General features: G+C 34.3%; 14 protein-coding genes. 3 read left to right on the forward strand and 11 right to left on the reverse strand.

Going from position 1 to position 17592, the window contains the following annotated elements; genetic code table 11:
- Positions 1-88: 88 nt before the first annotated feature.
- The 10 genes from N4A45_04580 to N4A45_04625 all read right to left on the reverse strand — a co-directional run bounded on the left by N4A45_04580 (position 89) and on the right by N4A45_04625 (position 13955).
- Entirely contained in the window at positions 89-844 is a 756-nt protein-coding gene (locus N4A45_04580; protein MCT4664494.1) for a uroporphyrinogen-III synthase, read from the reverse strand.
- A gap of 662 nt (positions 845-1506) precedes the next feature.
- Complete coding sequence (locus N4A45_04585; protein ID MCT4664495.1) at positions 1507-2187, reverse strand: 2-C-methyl-D-erythritol 4-phosphate cytidylyltransferase; 681 nt, start codon at positions 2185-2187, stop codon at positions 1507-1509.
- Positions 2180-3508 carry a UDP-N-acetylmuramoyl-L-alanine--D-glutamate ligase gene (gene murD, locus N4A45_04590; protein MCT4664496.1) on the reverse strand — a complete coding sequence of 443 codons (1329 nt, stop codon included), beginning with the start codon at positions 3506-3508 and terminating at the stop codon, positions 2180-2182. The genes N4A45_04585 and murD overlap by 8 nt, the downstream gene beginning before the upstream one ends.
- Positions 3508-4755, reverse strand: coding sequence for a phospho-N-acetylmuramoyl-pentapeptide-transferase (gene mraY / locus N4A45_04595; protein MCT4664497.1), 1248 nt, complete (start codon positions 4753-4755; stop codon positions 3508-3510). Before mraY ends, murD begins: the two co-directional genes overlap by 1 nt.
- A 14-nt stretch (positions 4756-4769) precedes the next feature.
- Positions 4770-6236: a UDP-N-acetylmuramoyl-L-alanyl-D-glutamate--2,6-diaminopimelate ligase gene (locus N4A45_04600; GenBank protein ID MCT4664498.1), complete on the reverse strand. Its 1467-nt coding sequence runs from the start codon at positions 6234-6236 to the stop codon at positions 4770-4772.
- Positions 6233-8332: a transpeptidase family protein gene (locus tag N4A45_04605; GenBank protein MCT4664499.1), complete on the reverse strand. Its 2100-nt coding sequence runs from the start codon at positions 8330-8332 to the stop codon at positions 6233-6235. Before N4A45_04605 ends, N4A45_04600 begins: the two co-directional genes overlap by 4 nt.
- An 8-nt stretch (positions 8333-8340) precedes the next feature.
- Entirely contained in the window at positions 8341-8658 is a 318-nt protein-coding gene (locus tag N4A45_04610) for an FtsL-like putative cell division protein (GenBank protein MCT4664500.1), read from the reverse strand.
- A complete protein-coding gene (rsmH, locus tag N4A45_04615) occupies positions 8658-9569 on the reverse strand; it encodes a 16S rRNA (cytosine(1402)-N(4))-methyltransferase RsmH (protein MCT4664501.1) in 912 nt (303 codons plus the stop codon). The genes N4A45_04610 and rsmH overlap by 1 nt, the downstream gene beginning before the upstream one ends.
- Positions 9570-9807: 238 nt before the next feature.
- Entirely contained in the window at positions 9808-10929 is a 1122-nt protein-coding gene (locus N4A45_04620; protein ID MCT4664502.1) for a hypothetical protein, read from the reverse strand.
- 182 nt (positions 10930-11111) lie between these two features.
- The gene (locus N4A45_04625) at positions 11112-13955 is read right to left on the reverse strand and encodes a TonB-dependent receptor (GenBank protein ID MCT4664503.1); all 2844 of its coding nucleotides are present in this window, start codon (positions 13953-13955) and stop codon (positions 11112-11114) included.
- Between the two features lie 170 nt (positions 13956-14125).
- Between N4A45_04625 and N4A45_04630 the strand changes: the two genes are divergently transcribed.
- From N4A45_04630 to lysM, 3 genes are all read left to right on the forward strand, one after another.
- Positions 14126-14815 carry a response regulator transcription factor gene (locus N4A45_04630; GenBank protein MCT4664504.1) on the forward strand — a complete coding sequence of 230 codons (690 nt, stop codon included), beginning with the start codon at positions 14126-14128 and terminating at the stop codon, positions 14813-14815.
- 11 nt (positions 14816-14826) lie between these two features.
- Positions 14827-15849 carry an ATP-binding protein gene (locus N4A45_04635; protein ID MCT4664505.1) on the forward strand — a complete coding sequence of 341 codons (1023 nt, stop codon included), beginning with the start codon at positions 14827-14829 and terminating at the stop codon, positions 15847-15849.
- A gap of 146 nt (positions 15850-15995) precedes the next feature.
- Positions 15996-16469 (forward strand): peptidoglycan-binding protein LysM, encoded by a 474-nt coding sequence (gene lysM / locus N4A45_04640; protein ID MCT4664506.1) that lies wholly within the window; start codon positions 15996-15998, stop codon positions 16467-16469.
- A gap of 118 nt (positions 16470-16587) precedes the next feature.
- Here the strand turns inward: lysM and hemB are convergent, their stop codons facing one another.
- Complete coding sequence (hemB, locus tag N4A45_04645; protein ID MCT4664507.1) at positions 16588-17571, reverse strand: porphobilinogen synthase; 984 nt, start codon at positions 17569-17571, stop codon at positions 16588-16590.
- Between the last annotated feature and the right edge of the window lie 21 nt (positions 17572-17592).

A 17592-nucleotide genomic window follows, 5' to 3' on the forward strand; every position in this document is an offset into this window, starting at 1 on the left:
CCTTTTTTAAATTTAAAAAAGGTAGTTTTTTTTATGGTTCTGTTACATGCTTTTTTGAAACATGTTAAAATCAAATAAGAAAAAAATCTTATTTATTTGCTTCTTTAATATACTTTTCCAATGCCATTGTCATAGATGGTGTTTCTGGAGAAGGCACTTCTATATTGATGTCTAAATCAAAATCTTTTGCAGCGTTTGCAGTAGTTTTCCCAAAGGTGGCAATTCTTGTTTTGTTTTGCTTAAAATCTGGGAAATTTTGGAAAAGTGATTTAATTCCTGATGGTGAATAGAATACTAAAATATCATAGTACACATTTTCAAGATCTGAAAGGTCACTACATACAGTACGATAGAAAATTCCTCGTGTATAGTCTATCCCATTCTTGTCTAACAATTGAGGGATAACTGGCTTCAATAGATCTGATGATGGCAATAGGTATTTCTCCTCTTTATTTTTTGCCAAAACATCAATTAAATCTCTGAAGGTATGCTTTCCGAAATAGATTTTTCTTTTTCTATAAACAACATATTTCTGAAGGTATAAAGCAACAGCTTCAGAAATACAAAAGTATTTTGTAGAGCTTGGCACTTCATAACGCATTTCTTTACAGATTCTAAAGAAATGATCAACAGCGTTTTTTGAAGTCAAAATAATAGCAGAGAAACTTTCTAAGTTTATTTTACTCTTGCGAACTTCTGATGCATCTACACCCTCCACATGAATAAATGACCTAAAGTCTATTTTAACATCTTGTTTTGAAGCTAAATCATAAAAAGGGGAATTCTCTTGTTTTGGTTGTGGTTGAGAAACCAATATCGATTTTACAGGTAACTTATTACTCACTTTTAGCTACTTTTTTTAATGTTCATCCTAGGTTAATTCTCTTGAAATATACCATACCCAAAGGAGTGGAAAAATTTCAAGTGCACAAAGATACAAAAAAATGTAAGTTACTTGTAGTTTGGTTTTTATATAAAATTCAATTATGGACCGAATTTTAACAAAAATGTAGAAAAACAATAAGATAAATAAGAATACTTTGGAGCTTTGTATTTCCAAAGGCATCACCCATAAGAATAACAAACATATAAATGTAATAAAATAAGAAGCTATATCAAAATATTTGTGATAAAAGATGGCTCTTTTACTTTGCTTTTCTTCTTCAAAAATATAGCCAACAAACTGAATAAGTAACAGTTTCCCAAAAACTAATATTATCATTCCGAGAGTAAGCCAAAGAAGTTGGTTAAAATTAAATTTTAAAAAATAATTTGACAATAATACCCATGTAAAAATTACATTGATATATAAAAGCACTTGTGTAAAAGTAGATATAGAGAAATGTTTTTTCTTATCAATAGGTTCAAGAAAAAAAAGCGTTGATATTCTTCCTTGTACCACTTGTAGTACACTATTTCTATTAAGAAATACTGCACCCACAAGGATCAGTAGGATATAAATAAAAATCCAATCAAAAGATGGTATTTGTTTTTCTATCAGCTCCACTACAATAATTCTTTAATAATTTTGAGATCTTTTGGATGTGTTACTTTCTTGTTATTAATAGATCCTTCAAAAGTATCTACCTGATGTCCCATAGCTTCTACAACCGAGGCATCATCCGTAAACTGATTACTGAACTCTTGTGTATAGGCTTCTCTTAAAATTTTGAAAGGAAAAATCTGTGGTGTTTGCACGGCACAATAGTTTTTTCGCTCCACCGAAATAGTGCTCCCATCTTCTTGGTATTCCCGAATAGAATCGACTAAAGGAACTACGGGAACTTTTCCTATTTTTTGGCAATTTACCTTAAAAATTCGCTCCAAAAAATCTGCTTCCAGTACAGGTCTTACACCATCATGAACAGCTACAATATCTGCTTTTTCTATTTGTTTTATAGCATTTTGGACAGAAAAAAAACGTTCCTTTCCTCCAAAGATAATTTGAACTTGTTTTTTGTATTTCCAATTTGTGGAGATTTTATTCCAGTAGTCTTCGTGTTCTTTAGGAAGTACCAAATAAGTTATTAGATCAAATTTTTCTTGAGAAAAACCCAAAAATGCCTCAAGAGTATAATGCAAAACAGGTTTTCCGTTTATTTCCAAAAATTGCTTTGGAAGTTCGGTTCCCATTCTCAAGCCTTTTCCTCCGGCAACAACAATTAAGGCAAATATCCTTTTATTCATTTGAGATTTTCTGTTTTAATACTTCTTCTTTAAACACTTTTCCACGGTGCTCATAATTTTTAAACAAATCAAAACTTGCACAAGCAGGAGACAATAAAACGGTATCTTTTTCTTCCGCCAATTGACCAGCCAGTCTAACTGCCTGTTCCATATCTTCTACTGTATGGAAAATGGTTATTTTGTTTTTAAAAGCTTTTTCTAATTTATCTGCATAAGGCCCAATAGCAATCAGTGCCTTGATTCTTTGTAAATATTTTTCCAATAAAGAATAATCGTTTCCTTTATCTACACCGCCAGCCAGCCAAATAATTCCAGAATCTATTGCTCCCAGTGCATATTGTGTGGCATCCACATTGGTAGCTTTTGAGTCATTTATATAGCTAACTTCGTTTATTTCGGCTACTTTTTCCAGTCTGTGCTCTACGGATTCAAAATTAGCAAAGCTTTCTTTTACTTGTGCTTCATTGAGTCCTAAAATATGGGCAACTAAGCCTACAGCCATCATATTTTTAAGATTATGCAAACCTTTTAGACTGCACAGTTCTTTTTGAAAATCCCAATTTTCTATTCTAAAACCATTAGGGGTTATATAAGCTTCAGATTGATTGTTCTCTGTGGAAAAAAACATTCTTTGAGCTTGTGTTTTAGGGCTCAATTGATGGGTAAATTCATCTTCTGCCCATGCGATACAATAGTCCCTTTCATCTTGATTTTCGGCAGATTTCCATTTGGATTCTGCATAGTCCTCAAAGCTTGGGTACCGATCCAAATGATCTGGTGTGATATTTAGAATGAGTGAAAACTCGGGTTTAAAATCCTTGCAATCATCTAACTGAAAACTACTTACTTCTAAAACAAACCAATCGGTTTTTCCTTCGGCTACTTTCTCTGCAAAACTAAAACCGATATTTCCAGCTAAAGCTACATTTTTATGAGCGTTCTTTAAGGTTTCATACATCAAGGTGGCAGTCGTGGTTTTTCCGTTGCTTCCTGTGATAGAAATTATCTTAGCGTCTCCTTTATACCTAAAAGCATATTCTATTTCAGAAATTAGGGGAATATTTTTTTTCCTAATTGTCTGAATAATGGATGCTTTTTCAGGGATTCCAGGGCTTTTTATGATCAAATCGGCTTCGAGAATTTTACTTTCGGTATGTCCGTCTTCTTCAAAGTCTACTCCCAATTCAATAAGCTTTTTTTTATCTTCTTCTGATATTTTAGCGTAATCTGAAAGGAAAATATCCGCTCTATTTTTTTTTGCTAAAACACAGGCTCCCACACCGCTAATTCCAGCACCTAAAACAACTATTTTTTGACTCATTATCTTAGCTTTAAGGTCACAATAGAAAGTACTGCAAGGAGCAAACCAACTAAGAAAAAGCGCATCACAATTTTAGGTTCTTTAATTCCCACTTTTTGAAAATGATGATGAAGCGGAGACATTAAAAAGATCCTTTTCCCTTCTCCAAATTTCTTTTTGGTATATTTAAAATAAGAAACTTGCAAAACCACCGACAGATTTTCGGCAACAAAAATTCCTGCTAAGATAGGAAGAAGTAATTCTTTTCTGATTGCAATAGCAAATACGGCAATCACACCTCCAAGCATCAAACTTCCTGTATCTCCCATAAATACTTGGGCAGGAAAAGTGTTGTACCATAAGAAACCTAGGGTAGAACCCACAAATGCGGCAATAAAAATTACCATTTCTCCAGAATTTGGAATATAGAGAATATTCAAATAATCTGAGAACACCACATTCCCAGATAAGTAGGCAAATATCCCTAATGCCAAACCGATAATTGCCGAAGTTCCTGTGGCTAAACCATCTATTCCATCGGTTAAATTTGCCGCATTTGACATCGCTACGATAATAAAAATGACAATAGGAACGAAAATCAACCAACCATAATCTGAACCAATATCTCCAAATATTTTACCATAATCTAGCTCGTTATTTTTAAAGAAAGGTATGGTAGTTTTGAGATCTTTTGTTTCTACTAGTTCATAATTTTTCACGTCCGCCTCAGAATAAACCTGCTCTGCTTGAACTTTCGCTTGCAACTCAGAATCAGCAAGGTATCTTTTTTCCTTTACAGTTACATTGGGATGAAAATACAGAGTAAAACCTACAATGAGACCTAAAACTACTTGTCCCACTATTTTATATTTCCCAGCAAGTCCATCTTTATTCTTGTGTTTTTTCTTCAGATAATCATCTAGTCCTCCAATAAAACCTAACCAAACTGTGGTAATCATCAAGAGAATGATATAAACATTATCTAGCTGACTAAATAGTAATACTGGAATAAGAATTCCTAAAATTATGATAATTCCTCCCATGGTAGGAACCCCAGCTTTTTCCTCTTGCCCTTCTAGTCCGAGCTTTCTTATTTCTTCTCCTAATTGTTTCTTTTGAAGAATATTAATAATTTTTTTTCCAATAAAAATAGTCACTAAAAGAGAGAAAATAAAAGCCATTCCTGCTCGGAAACTAATATATTGGAACACTCCTGCTCCTGGAAAATCTAAACTCTCATGGAGGTAATCAAAAAGATAATAAAGCATTTTTTGGGATCAAATTAGTTTTGTGGGATTAAGATAAAGTTTTTTTGAATTTCTTCAGCATCATCAAAGTGATGTTTTTTTCCATTTATTTCTTGATAGGTTTCATGTCCTTTTCCTGCAACAAGAATTACATCTTTAGGTTTCGATAAACGCAGAGCAGTTTTAATAGCTTGATCTCTTTGAGTTATTGAAAGTACTTTCCCTACATCTTGAGGTGGAATTCCTTTTTCCATATCAGTAATAATCGTATCTGGATCTTCACTTCTTGGATTATCTGATGTGAGAATAACTTGGTGAGAATATTGACAAGCAATTTTTGCCATCTGCGGTCTTTTCCCTTTATCTCGATCACCTCCACAACCTACAACGGTAATAATTTGTGAAGATTCATATTTTATTTCTGAGATCGATTTTAGGATATTTTCTAAAGCATCAGGTGTGTGGGCATAGTCCACAATTCCGATTCTATTTTCTGGTCCATAAATTTGCTGAAAACGTCCTTTAGCAGGTGCTAAAGTTGTCAATAATCTAACTGTGTCAATAATATCCAAGCCCATAAGACTTGCAACTGCAAAACACACCGTAGTATTATAGATATTGTGTCGTCCAATCAGCTGAACATAAGCTTCTATATCATTGAGGTTTATCAAACTTCCTTGAAGGTCTGTTTCAATAATTTTTGTTTTGAAATCAGCCATTCCTTTCAAACTATAGGTATAGGCCTTTGCTTTTGTGTGCAAAAGCATGGTTTCCCCATGTTTGTCGTCTTTATTGACTAAGGCATAAGCATCTTCTTTAAGATGATCAAAAAGGAGTTTTTTACTAGCAATATAATGGTTATAATCTGGGTGATAATCTAAGTGATCTCTGCTAATATTTGAAAAAATTGCTAGATCATAATCTACCCTCCACACTCTTTTTTGGTCTAAAGCATGACTAGAGACTTCCATAAAACAATACAAACAATTTGCCGCTACCATTTCTGCTAAAAGCTCTTGTACTCTAATGGCATTGGGCGTGGTGTGTGTAGAAGTGTAGCTGTTTTCTCCTATTTTATATTCAATAGTAGAAATTAATCCAGATTTTAGTCCTAAACCATTAAAAAGATCAAAAAGCAGGGTAGAAGTCGTGGTTTTTCCATTAGTTCCTGTGATTCCAATCATTTTAATTTTTCTCGATGGAAAATCATAAAAAGCAGCAGCAGCTTCTGCCAATACTTTTTGGCTATCTGCCACCTGAACATAAGTCACCGATTCTTGGTAATTCTTTGGAAGTTCTTCACAAATGATTGCTTGAGCACCATTTTCTATAGCTTTCTCAATAAAAAGGTGTCCATCTACTTGATGCCCTTTTATTGCTACAAATAAACTATCTGGTTCACAACTTCTGGAATCCAGTTCTATTTTGGAAATAAATTGTTCTAAGTTTCCTATTGTTTGCTCTACTTTTGAAAAAGCGAGAATATCTTTTAGTGTTTTCACTCCAGTTCTAATTTTATCAAATCACCCTTTTTAGGAATTTTCCCTTCTGCTAAGGATTGAGATTTTATTTTTCCTATTCCAGAATAAGAAACTTTTAAACCTATATTTTCTAACAGAAATAAGGCATCCATGAGGTTCATTCCTATCACATTTGGCACGGCACTTTCTTCTATAAAATGATTTTCGACCATTAATCGATCTTCAGATCCTTTCATATTCAGCCATCCTTGGTGTTGTTCAACGATGTTATTATCGATATCCAATTCATCTAAAATTGGTTCTAAATCTTCTGCAAAAACGATATTTTGCTCAGGCATTTTTTGATAATCAATATCATCCTGAGGTTCAAGGTCTATACTTTTTTCTGAGAAAAGAGAATTTCGTACTTCTGCAAAAGCAGGAGCAGCAACTACATTTCCATAAAATCCAATTTTGGTATCAGGTTTTTCTACAACTACGATACAAGAATATTTAGGATTATCATAAGGAAAAAAGCCTGCAAAAGAAGAGATATAAGCTCTTTGACCATTCCAATAATCTGTTTGACAAGTTCCTGTTTTCCCTCCAGAAGTAAACTGCTCTGAGGCAATATTGGAAGCCGTTCCTCCTTTGGCAACTACGCCTTTCATCATGGATTTTAGCTTTCCTAAGGTTTCTTCTGTACAAATACTGCTATTAAGGACTTTTTTAGGAAAAGTTTCAATAATTCTTCCTGCACGTACCACTTCTTTTACGAGCTGTGGTTTTACCAGTTCTCCATGGTTTGCAATAGCATTATAATATGAAAGGATTTGAATAGGACTCAAAGCTACTTCATACCCATAAGCCATCCAAGGCAATGAAACGAGCGACCAACCTTTGTCTCCTTCGTTTTTTATTGTTGGAATGGGTTCTCCTGGAATATCAACGCCAATTTTTTGGTTTACGCCCAATCTTGCAAGTTTATCTACAAAGTCCTGAGGGTTTGAACGATAGTGTTTTTCAACAATTTTAGCAATTGCAATATTGGAGGATTTCTCAAAAGCTTCTTTAACAGAAATAGTTCCGAACCCTCCTCTATGAGAATCTCGCATCTTTTGACCGTAGAATACATGTTCACCATTTCCTGTTTCTATCATGTCATTGGTATCTATATGTCCATCTTCCATGGCAACCATATAAGAAAATAGTTTAAAAGTAGAACCAGGCTCTTTTGCTGCACCCACGGCGTAATTTCTGGTTTCACGATAGACTCCATCAGATCCTCTACGCAAGTTTACCATGGCTTTTATCGCACCTGTTTTTACTTCCATAAGAATCATAGAACCATTGAGTGCTTTGTATTTTTCTACTTGCTTGAGCAAGGCATTATGACAAAGATCCTGCATTCTGATATCAAGATAGGTCACAATATCTGCTCCATCTATCGGTTCTTGATTGTTTCTTGAGGGAATGGGTTTGTACATCGACCCAGAGATGCGTTGCATCATCATAAAACCTGTTTCACCTGTGAGTTGTCTATTATAAGATCCCTCAAGTCCAACATTAGGTTTTTCTCCTTCTACCAAATATCCTAATGATCGCTGCGCAAGTGCATTAAAGGGTTTTACGCGGGTTTCTTTTTTGGTGCTTACAAAACCACCTTTAAATCTTCCTTTATTAAAGATCGGAAAATTCTTTATTTCCACAACATCCGTATAGCTTACGCCTTTGGAGATCATCATATACTGTCCATTTCTTTGCCTGATTTTAAGGTATTTTTTCTTAAATGCTTTTGGACTAGGGAATCTTTTGGGAAATTTCTCAAATATTTTTATAGAAAGACTGTCTATATGGTCTTCTACAAGTTCATCCTTGATGTTTTTAGGATCACAACCGATATCGTAAATGGGTAAGGAAGTCACCAAGAGGTTTTGATTCAGATCATAGATACTCCCACGGATGGGACGTACTTCTTTACGGTCTGCACCATAATTACTAGATTTTTTTCTAAGCTCCGTTCCTTCGGTAATTTCTAGATGCATGATACGAATAGGAATGCTGAGCAATAGAATTCCTACCGCTATAAAAACGAAAAATATTTTTGTTTCTTTGACAACGCGTCCTGTTTGCTCCATGCTTTTATTTAGTCAACTTGTATTTTTTGTGGGGCTTCAAAAGTGGGTTCTAAACCTAGTTTTTCTACTTCTTCAATAACGGTAGAAGGCTTTGTTTGCTCCATGAGCTGTGTTCTGTATTTTACGTGCTCACTTTTTAGGGCTCTTCTTTCGTCATCTAATTTTCTGAGTCGGTAAATTTTATAATCTGCCGAACCTGCCACATAAATAATCACAATTACCCAAACAAAGATTAACAGCATCAAAGGTCCTTGTTTTTTGACCTCAGCTTGCTGAAAAATGGTTCCTGTAAAGTAGGAACGAACGAGTTTGAGTACTTTTTTCATTAATTAATTTTCTTTTCGGCAACTCGCAATTTAGCACTTCTGGCTCTGGAATTATCCTGAATTTCGTTTGAAGGTGCCAAAATGGGTTTTTTTGTTATTTTTTTAAAAGGTGTTAGTGGATTTCCATAGAAATCCTTTTCTATTTTTCCTTCAAAATTCCCACTATTCATAAATCTTTTTACCAATCGATCTTCTAGTGAATGATAGGTTATAACGGATAATCTTCCTTCGGGTTTTAAAAGTGCGGTGGTATTTTTTAAGAAATCTTTTAAAACTTCCATCTCTTGATTAACCTCAATTCTAAGGGCCTGAAAAATTTGTGCAAAATACTTATTGGTCATATTGGGTTTGCACATTTTTTCAAGAATTTGACAGAGTTCATTGGTAGTTTCTATCTCTTTGTCTTCTCTATACTGAATCAATTTATGCACTAATGATTTGGTATTTCTTACCTCTCCATAGTCCGAAAAAACTCTAATCAGCTCTTTTGCTTCATAAGTATTTATTACTTCTTTTGCAGTCAAATGAAGGTTCGTATTCATTCTCATGTCTAAATCGGCATCAAAACGATAGGAAAATCCTCTTTCGGGAGTATCAAACTGATGAGAAGAAACTCCTAAATCTGCCAAAATTCCATCCACTTCTTTTATTCCATAAAGTAACAACGCATTTTTGATATATCGGAAATTTTGAAGAATCAGCTTAAAGCGTTCATCTTCGGGTGTGTTTTCCAATACATCTCGGTCTTGATCAAAGGCGATGAGCTTGCCCTTTTCACCAAGTTTTGAGAGAATATGGCGTGAATGACCTCCACCACCAAAGGTAACGTCTATATACACTCCATCGGGCTTGATATTTAAAGCATCAACGGATTCTTCTAGTAATACGGGAATATGATAAGGTAAGCTCACAGATAAATATTGAGGTGTTTTTGTTTTCTAATGTGTTCTAACAAAGGGAATTTTTTATTTGTTCCAAAATTATCACACTTTTACAAAGGTAAAAAACCCTTTTGAGTTATTTGAAATGAAATGGAAATTATACTGATTAATATTTAGAATGCTAACACCCACCCACAAAAAAAGCTACTCATTTCTGAGTAGCTTTTTGATTAAAATATGCTAAATATTTTGTCTGAAATCCTTTGGATTACTTAGTCCACCCTTGAGCCCAAGATGGAAGGTCAGCACCGTTTCCAGCACCTGAGTTGTTTCCTTCTGTGAAGTAAGTAGCAGTTCCTGTGTAAGATTGCTTCTTAGCTACACCATCAAATTGGATTGGGTTAAGGTTGATATCTCCACCTTCGATTCTTGCGATAGCATTAGCATCAGAGCTCTTGCTCTTGATTCCTAATTCGTAACCTTTGATATAGATATTCTTTGCAGACCATTTTCCAGCACCTTCTTTTAAGTAGATTCCACCTTCTGAAGCGTCTCCGTTTCCTTTTACGATTGAGATATTCTCCAAAGTAGCGTTCGTCATTGGGTTATTAGCGTCTCCGTTGTCTCCGTTGTTAGATCCTTCGATACCTGCTTTTTTTCCACCGATAATATACCAGTTCATTCCTTTTCCTGACCATCCATCAGCGAAATCGATAGCATCGTCACCTGAGTTTGTAGATACGAGGTACTTTCCATCAACTGTTCCTCCGAAGAATTCAATTCCGTCATCACCACCGTTGTAAGATTGGATATATTCAAAAGTAGTTCCTGAACCTACACCGAATAGAGAAACTCCGTTAAATTCTTTATCTGATCCAAAAGTAGCACCTGTGTATTCTACACGGATATACTTATATGTTCCTGAATTATCGTTAGATTTTGTTCCACCATATTTTAGGTTTCCTACTTCTGATAATGCTGTTGCTCCTTTATTTGTTGGTGCTTCACCACAGATTACTAATCCTCCCCAGTCACCAGCTTTTCTATCAGCTACGGCTTTTCCTGAAGTCATTACGATTGGGTTAGAAGCTGTTCCTTGAGCATCCATCTTACCACCTGCAGCAACTGCAATATAAGAGGCTGTTCCACCAGTAGCTTCAATTACTGTTCCAGCAGGAATTACTAATTCTCCACCTTTTTCAACAACTACAGCTCCTGTTAATTTATATGTTTTAGAAGCGTCAAGTGTTACTTTTTTTGTAAAAGTACCTTTGAAGTTATTGGCATCAACCGTTACTTCATCTTTCTTGTCGTCATCTTTTTTGTCTTCTTCACAGCTTACAATAGAAAGTGTAGCTAGTGCTGCAAGAGCAAATACAGTCTTTTTCATAATTTGTTTCGTTTGTTAGTTTCTTTTTCAATTTGAGTGCAATATCACCCCGTTAGATTAATCTATCATTGGGGGCAATTTAATTAATCGTTAAGAAGGTGAGTTTTTAGAAAACAAAAACTTTACACAAAAAAAAAGCGTTTGGAACGGATTCCAAACGCTTTTAAATAGGTCTTAGTATTTTATAACTTATAGCTTACTCCTAAAGTAATTGTTCTACCTTTTTGGTATTTCATTAACTCCACATCATATTGTGAATTTGTAGGAGATTCTTGTATTCTAATAATTTCTGGATTCAAGAGGTTTCTTGCTCCAAAACTTACTTTTAGCTTTTCTGTAAGCTGAGCTTTTGCAATAAAGTTTACTGTAATAAAACTTTTATCTACCTGGTTTCCTCTAAACTGTGTTCCCAAAGTGGCAATTCTATCCGAAAAATATCCGACTGATAAAGTTGCTTGTATATTTTTTTCTCCCTCTAATTCTTGGAAATAAGAAACATCTGCATTTGCTAATAGGTTCGATAAACCTGTCAACCCTGATTTTTCAAATGTAAAGTTTGAAATAACACTTCTATTCTCTTTTGCTACTTTTTCATCATCCAAATCTTGCTCCGCATGGAAAATATAGGAAGCATTAAGATTTATCGATACTTCTTTTGTTACATTTTCCTCTTCATCTTTCTCTTGTAATACGGGTGCTTTAAATTCTGCTTCCACCCCTGCAATTACTGCTTTTTCTCCAGAGTTTACAAAACTATTTGTGTTAGCCGCCGCAGGAATCATCAATTCATTTATTGGATTGAAAATCATTTTTCCGAAAACTGTTGCAGAATACATCGCTCCACTTTCCATGAAAGATTCATAATGTAAATCCACATTATAGTTATCAGATTCGTACAAGTCTGGGTTTCCTATATAAACAGAGGTTACGTCTTCAAATAAGAAATAAGCTCTTTCCTTGTATTGTGGTAATGTGTAAGATTTACTAAATCCGAATTTCAAGTTATCTGTTTCATTCAGTACGTATTTAGCAGAAAGATTTGGTAAAAACTTATAACTCGTTTGGCTTACAAATCCATCATTACTTCCGTCTGTGGCAGTATTCCATTCAATTCCTTGATAAATTCTTTCAAAACGACCTCCAGCAGAAACCGTCAACAAAGAGTTCACATTCCATTTTCCTTTTGCATAACCTGCAAATATATTTTGACGACCCAAGTAAAATTGTGGATCCAATGCTGAATCATAGTCTGCTGTTCCTCTAAATGTTGGAATATCAAATAAATTCTTTGCTAAGTTTTCTGAATTAATTACCGCATCAATATTGTATAGATCTGTGCTTGGCATATCTTTATCAGACACTTGAAGTCTGATATCAAACTGAGTGGCTTCAAAATCTACTTTTTTCGTTCTAAAATCTCCTCCTAGTGTCAGAGTTCCCTTTTCTATTGGATCTTCGTCTGGAGTTTCTGCTTCTTCCCAGAAGGTATAAGTACCATCTAGATGAAAGGCTAATTCATTCTCTGAAAGTGTTTGGTAATAACGGTGGTTTTTCTTTAGTGTTTCAAAAATCCAACGATCTTTTTTAACTTCTACTCCATTTTCATTTACCGTTTCTCCTATATTTTTAAAGATATTCATCTTTCTATCTGGCACTACATTATTCAAAACATTGTTGGCAATTCCCCAGTTTATCGCAATATCGTCATTTAAGCCATGCTTTCCTCTCAACTGTGTCACAAGAAGTGTCGTTTGGTCATAGTTTTGTCTTCTAATAAAACCATCTTCTGTAATATCAAAGAAATCGATAAGACCTCGATATTCTTTTACTTCTTCATTGGTTGAGTTAATGAATAAATTGTCTAAATATATTGTTGAATTATCATTTAGATCTAAAGAAAGATTGAGCATTCCCGTTAGATTCGTAGCATAATTATATTTTTGAAAATTATAATTACTAATAATAATTGGTGGTGTCGCTGCATTTACAGAACCTCTTTCAATTCCTTCCTGATAATTAAATTCATTGTTATAAGAAGCTGTAAAGAAAACATTCAGTGCCTTTTCCTCATCAATTTCAAATGATCTACCTCCATTTATACCAAAGCTCACTCCAACAGGAAGTCCAGATTTGTTAACATCCCAACTTGATGGAAATGCTGCTTTTGTCATAAAATCTCTAGAAACTTCTGGATTATAAAAACCTAAAGCTCCAGGACCATCCATTCTATAAAAGTTATCAGGAGTAAATGAATTCATATTCGCTTTTCCTGAGAGTGAAACATTCAAAAATGGCTCACCGTTATGCTGCTTAGACTCAATATTGATGTTTGCTCCACCAAGATCTCCAAAAATATGTGAAGAGAATATTTTATTAATCCCTATTTTACTTACAATATCTGTGTTAAACAAATCCAAAGAAATATTCTTTCTCGAAGGGTTATTTGATGGAAGTGGCAATCCGTTAAAAGTAGAAGAATTATAACGATCTCCCAATCCTCTTACAAATACACCGCTAGATCCTTCTTGTTTTGAGATCCCTGTTACTTTCGTTACGGCTGCTGCTACATCAGAAACACCTTTTCTTTCGAGTTCTTGAGCTCCAATTGCTTGAACAATTTCTGTAGCTTGTTTTTGTTCCATCTGGATGGCAGTCTCTGTTTCTCTTTCCACTTTTTCTACAACATCTACCGTTGCCAGTTGACCTGAGCTTTCCTTCATTTTGAAGTTTAGGCTAGTTGTTTCACCATCTTTGATTATGATATTCGGCTTAGAAAAATTATCATATCCAACAAAAGAACCCACTACGGTATAAGTACCTGCAGGAGCTGTAAACTCGTAGTAACCATCAATATCTGTAGTAGCACCCACAGTGGTTCCTTGTAGAATAACATTGGCAAAAGCAACACCAGTGCTTGCATCTGATGCCTCTGTTACTCTTCCTTTTAGAGTTCCCTGAGCATAAGCTACTTGAAGCCCCAAAATCATAGCAATCAATCCTAGTAAACGGATATTTAGCGTGTTCATAATCTTTGTTTTAGTTTCGTGAAAACGTTTTGATATTCGGAGGCAAATTTACTTTTAGCATCTATTTCGGATGTTAATTCGATGTTATCTTTGTTATTGAAATGTTATACTTTTGTTAAGTATCCAATGCGTAATAAAAAGGATAATAAATTAGCCAAAAAAATAGTCACATGAGTAATTCAAAATACAAGATTCTTGTAGTAGATGATGATCCAGATATCATTGAAATCATTAGCTACAACCTAGAGAAAGAGGGCTTTCAGGTTGCCACTGCAAATAATGGAAAAGGTGCCATTGATATGGTAAAAAAAGATAAGCCTCATTTAATCATCCTCGATGTGATGATGCCAGGAATGGACGGGGTAGAGACTTGTGAAACTCTAAGATCGAGCTCCAAAAATGACAATATTATCATTGCTTTTTTGACGGCACGTGGTGAAGATTATTCACAAATTGCTGGTTTTGATGCGGGCGCAGATGACTATATCACAAAACCCATTAAACCTAAAGTACTTATATCAAGAATAAAAGCACTACTTAGGAGAAAAGGAAGTATCCAACAAGAAGATAATAGCCTTATTATTGATATCAAAGATCTCAAAATAGATAGAGAACAATATCTTGTTTTTAAAGGAAGTAAACAAATTGAATTACCAAGAAAAGAATTTGAGTTACTTTTGTTAATGGCTTCAAAACCAGGAAAAGTATTTAATAGAGAAGAAATTTTCTCAAATATCTGGGGACATGACGTGGTTGTGGGAGGAAGAACCATTGATGTTCATATCAGAAAACTAAGAGAAAAAATTGGTGATGGATACATCAAAACTATTAAAGGAATTGGTTATAAATTTGATATCTAAACATAAAACTATTGAGTAGCGATACCACACAAAGACTAGCCATAACCAGTAGCTTAACTATTGCTGCAGCTAGTCTTCTATTTTTATTAATTTTTGCCTTCCCTGTTATCTCTAGGTATCCTTGGGTAGTAGTGGGTGGTATTTTTTATATTACCATTATCCATTATTTGTTATTTATCTATGGAATCAATCGATCTATTTATAATAGAATCAAGCAGATTTATAGAAAAATAAAAGCAAATGAATCTAATATTGCCACAAAATCAATCAATGCAATTGAAGTTGAAGTGGATGAATACAACAAAAAGCAAGAAATAGAGATTAATAAACTTAAAGAAAGAGAAAATTATAGAAGAGAATTTATCGGAAATATTTCTCATGAACTAAAAACACCTATTTTTAATATTCAAGGATTTATTCTAACGATCCTAGATGGTGCACTTGACGATGATCCAAAATTATCTCAAAAATACCTAAAACGTGCCAACAAAAGTGTGGAACGAATGATCCATATCATTAGAGATCTTGAACAAATAACCAACCTTGAAGCGGGAGAGCTCGAGATGTCTATGGGAAGTTATAATGTTATCACTATCGCAAAAGATGTGGTGGAAATATTAGAACAAAAAGCAGAGAAAAAGAATATTAAAATCCATTTTAAGAATGCTTATCCACAAAAAATAATGGTTTCTTGTGACAAAGAAAGAATTGCACAGGTATTGACAAATCTCGTTGTAAACGCCATAAAATATGGAAAAGATGACGGAGAAATTATTATTGATATCACAGAAAAAGGCGATAAGGCTCTTATAAAAATATCGGATAACGGAATCGGAATTCCCGAGGAACACCTTAAAAGAATTTTTGAAAGATTTTATAGAGTAGATAAAGCTAGAACAAGAACTAGAGGAGGTTCTGGACTTGGTTTAGCCATTGTAAAACATATAATAGATGCCCACCAACAAAGCATAAAAGTAGAAAGCGAGGTGGATAAAGGAACTAGTTTTTTATTCACTTTAAACAAAACAAAGTAGAAAGATAAAATCTAATTATTTGCATCTTTTGTTATAATCTTGTATTTTTATCTAAAATTTCTGTTTAATCAACGAAATTGAACGGATAACTAATCGTATTTGAACTAATTTTAACATCAAATTATTAACAAAAACAAATCATAACAATGGGATTATTTTCATTTATTAAGGAAGCTGGAGCCAAGCTTTTTGGATCAAACAAAAAAGAAGAAAAAGCAGTAGAGGTTGTAGATACTTGTAACGAAGACGCTGCAAATAAACTAAAAGAAACAGTTGTTGCTCTTGGACTAGAAGTAGAAGCATTTGATGCTTGTATTGATGGTGACGTAGTAACACTAACGGGAATGGCAAAAAACCAAGAAACAAAAGAAAAAGTGATTCTTGTGGCTGGAAACAATGAAGGAATTGCTACCGTGGATGACCAAATGGAAGTAGAGATACAAGAACCTGAAGCTCAATTTCACACTGTGGAAAGAGGAGATACGCTCTCTAAAATTGCAAAAACATATTATGGAAATGCTATGAAATATCCTGCAATTTTTGAAGCTAACAAACCTATGTTAAAATCACCAGATTTGATTTACCCAGGTCAAGTTCTTAGAATTCCTGAGCTTTCATAACACATTAAAATTTTGTGGGTATGTACTGATTATTTTTTAATCTTTACATGAAAATCACCTCCTGAGGAGGTGATTTTTTTTGTGTCTATTCGTATTTTATACTGATCAGGAAATACGTCTATTTCTCACTCATTTTCTTAGCCATTTCAAAAGCAAAATAAGTAGCAATTAAATCAGCTCCAGCTCTTTTAAAGGCTATTAAGCTTTCTAAAACAGTATCTTCATAATTCAACCATCCTTTTTCTGAAGCTGCTTTTATCATAGAGTATTCACCTGAAACTTGATACACAGAAACAGGAACATTGGATTGTTCTTTTATTCTATACACCATATCTAAATAAGGCATACCTGGCTTTACCATCACAATATCAGCTCCTTCTTCTAGGTCTAGTTTCAATTCTCTTAACCCTACTTCTGCATTAGCAGGGTTCATTTGGTAAGTTTTTTTATCTCCAAAACCTGGAGCAGAATCTAAAGCATCTCTAAAAGGACCATAAAAACAAGAGGCATACTTTACCGTATAGGACATAATTCCTACATTGTCAAACTCGGCATCATCCAAAGCATCTCGAATTTCCTCTATTCTTCCATCCATCATATCTGATGGAGCCACCATATCTACTCCTGCTTCGGCATGAACTACAGACATTTCTGCCAAAACTTCTACCGTTTCTTCATTCAAAATTTCTCCTTCAGATACAATTCCATCATGACCAAAACTAGAATAAGGATCTAATGCCACATCAGACATAACGAACATCTCTGGACAAGCCTTTTTTATTGCAGAAATAGTTCTAGGCATCAATCCTTCCGGATTTAGCGCTTCCTTCCCCTCGTTGTCTTTCAATGCATCGGATACTTTTACAAAAACCAAAACAGAACGGATTCCATAACCAAAGGCTTCTTCTATATGTGGCAATAGTAAATCCAACGAATAACGAAAATATCCTGGCATAGATGATATTTCTTCTTGAATTCCTGTTCCTTCAACTACAAAAACAGGCATAATGAAGTCTGTAACTCTCAAGTGATTTTCTTGAACCATACTTCTTATGGCTTTATTAGCTCTCAGTCTCCTAGGGCGGATATCTACTAGTCTCATCTTTTTTTTGTCTCTAATTAT

Source organism: Flavobacteriales bacterium (assembly GCA_025210805.1).
GTDB lineage: Bacteria > Bacteroidota > Bacteroidia > Flavobacteriales > CAJXXR01 > JAOAQX01.

Bases quoted from the DNA above. Each gene is read 5' to 3' on its own strand.
- N4A45_04585 (MCT4664495.1), bottom strand. From the start codon at position 2,187: ATGAATAAAAGGATATTTGCCTTAATTGTTGTTGCCGGAGGAAAAGGC.
- murD (MCT4664496.1), bottom strand. From the start codon at position 3,508: ATGAGTCAAAAAATAGTTGTTTTAGGTGCTGGAATTAGCGGTGTGGGA.
- mraY (MCT4664497.1), bottom strand. From the start codon at position 4,755: ATGCTTTATTATCTTTTTGATTACCTCCATGAGAGTTTAGATTTTCCA.
- N4A45_04605 (MCT4664499.1), bottom strand. From the start codon at position 8,332: ATGGAGCAAACAGGACGCGTTGTCAAAGAAACAAAAATATTTTTCGTT.
- N4A45_04610 (MCT4664500.1), bottom strand. From the start codon at position 8,658: ATGAAAAAAGTACTCAAACTCGTTCGTTCCTACTTTACAGGAACCATT.
- N4A45_04620 (MCT4664502.1), bottom strand. From the start codon at position 10,929: ATGAAAAAGACTGTATTTGCTCTTGCAGCACTAGCTACACTTTCTATT.
- N4A45_04625 (MCT4664503.1), bottom strand. From the start codon at position 13,955: ATGAACACGCTAAATATCCGTTTACTAGGATTGATTGCTATGATTTTG.
- N4A45_04630 (MCT4664504.1), top strand. From the start codon at position 14,126: ATGAGTAATTCAAAATACAAGATTCTTGTAGTAGATGATGATCCAGAT.
- lysM (MCT4664506.1), top strand. From the start codon at position 15,996: ATGGGATTATTTTCATTTATTAAGGAAGCTGGAGCCAAGCTTTTTGGA.
- hemB (MCT4664507.1), bottom strand. From the start codon at position 17,571: ATGAGACTAGTAGATATCCGCCCTAGGAGACTGAGAGCTAATAAAGCC.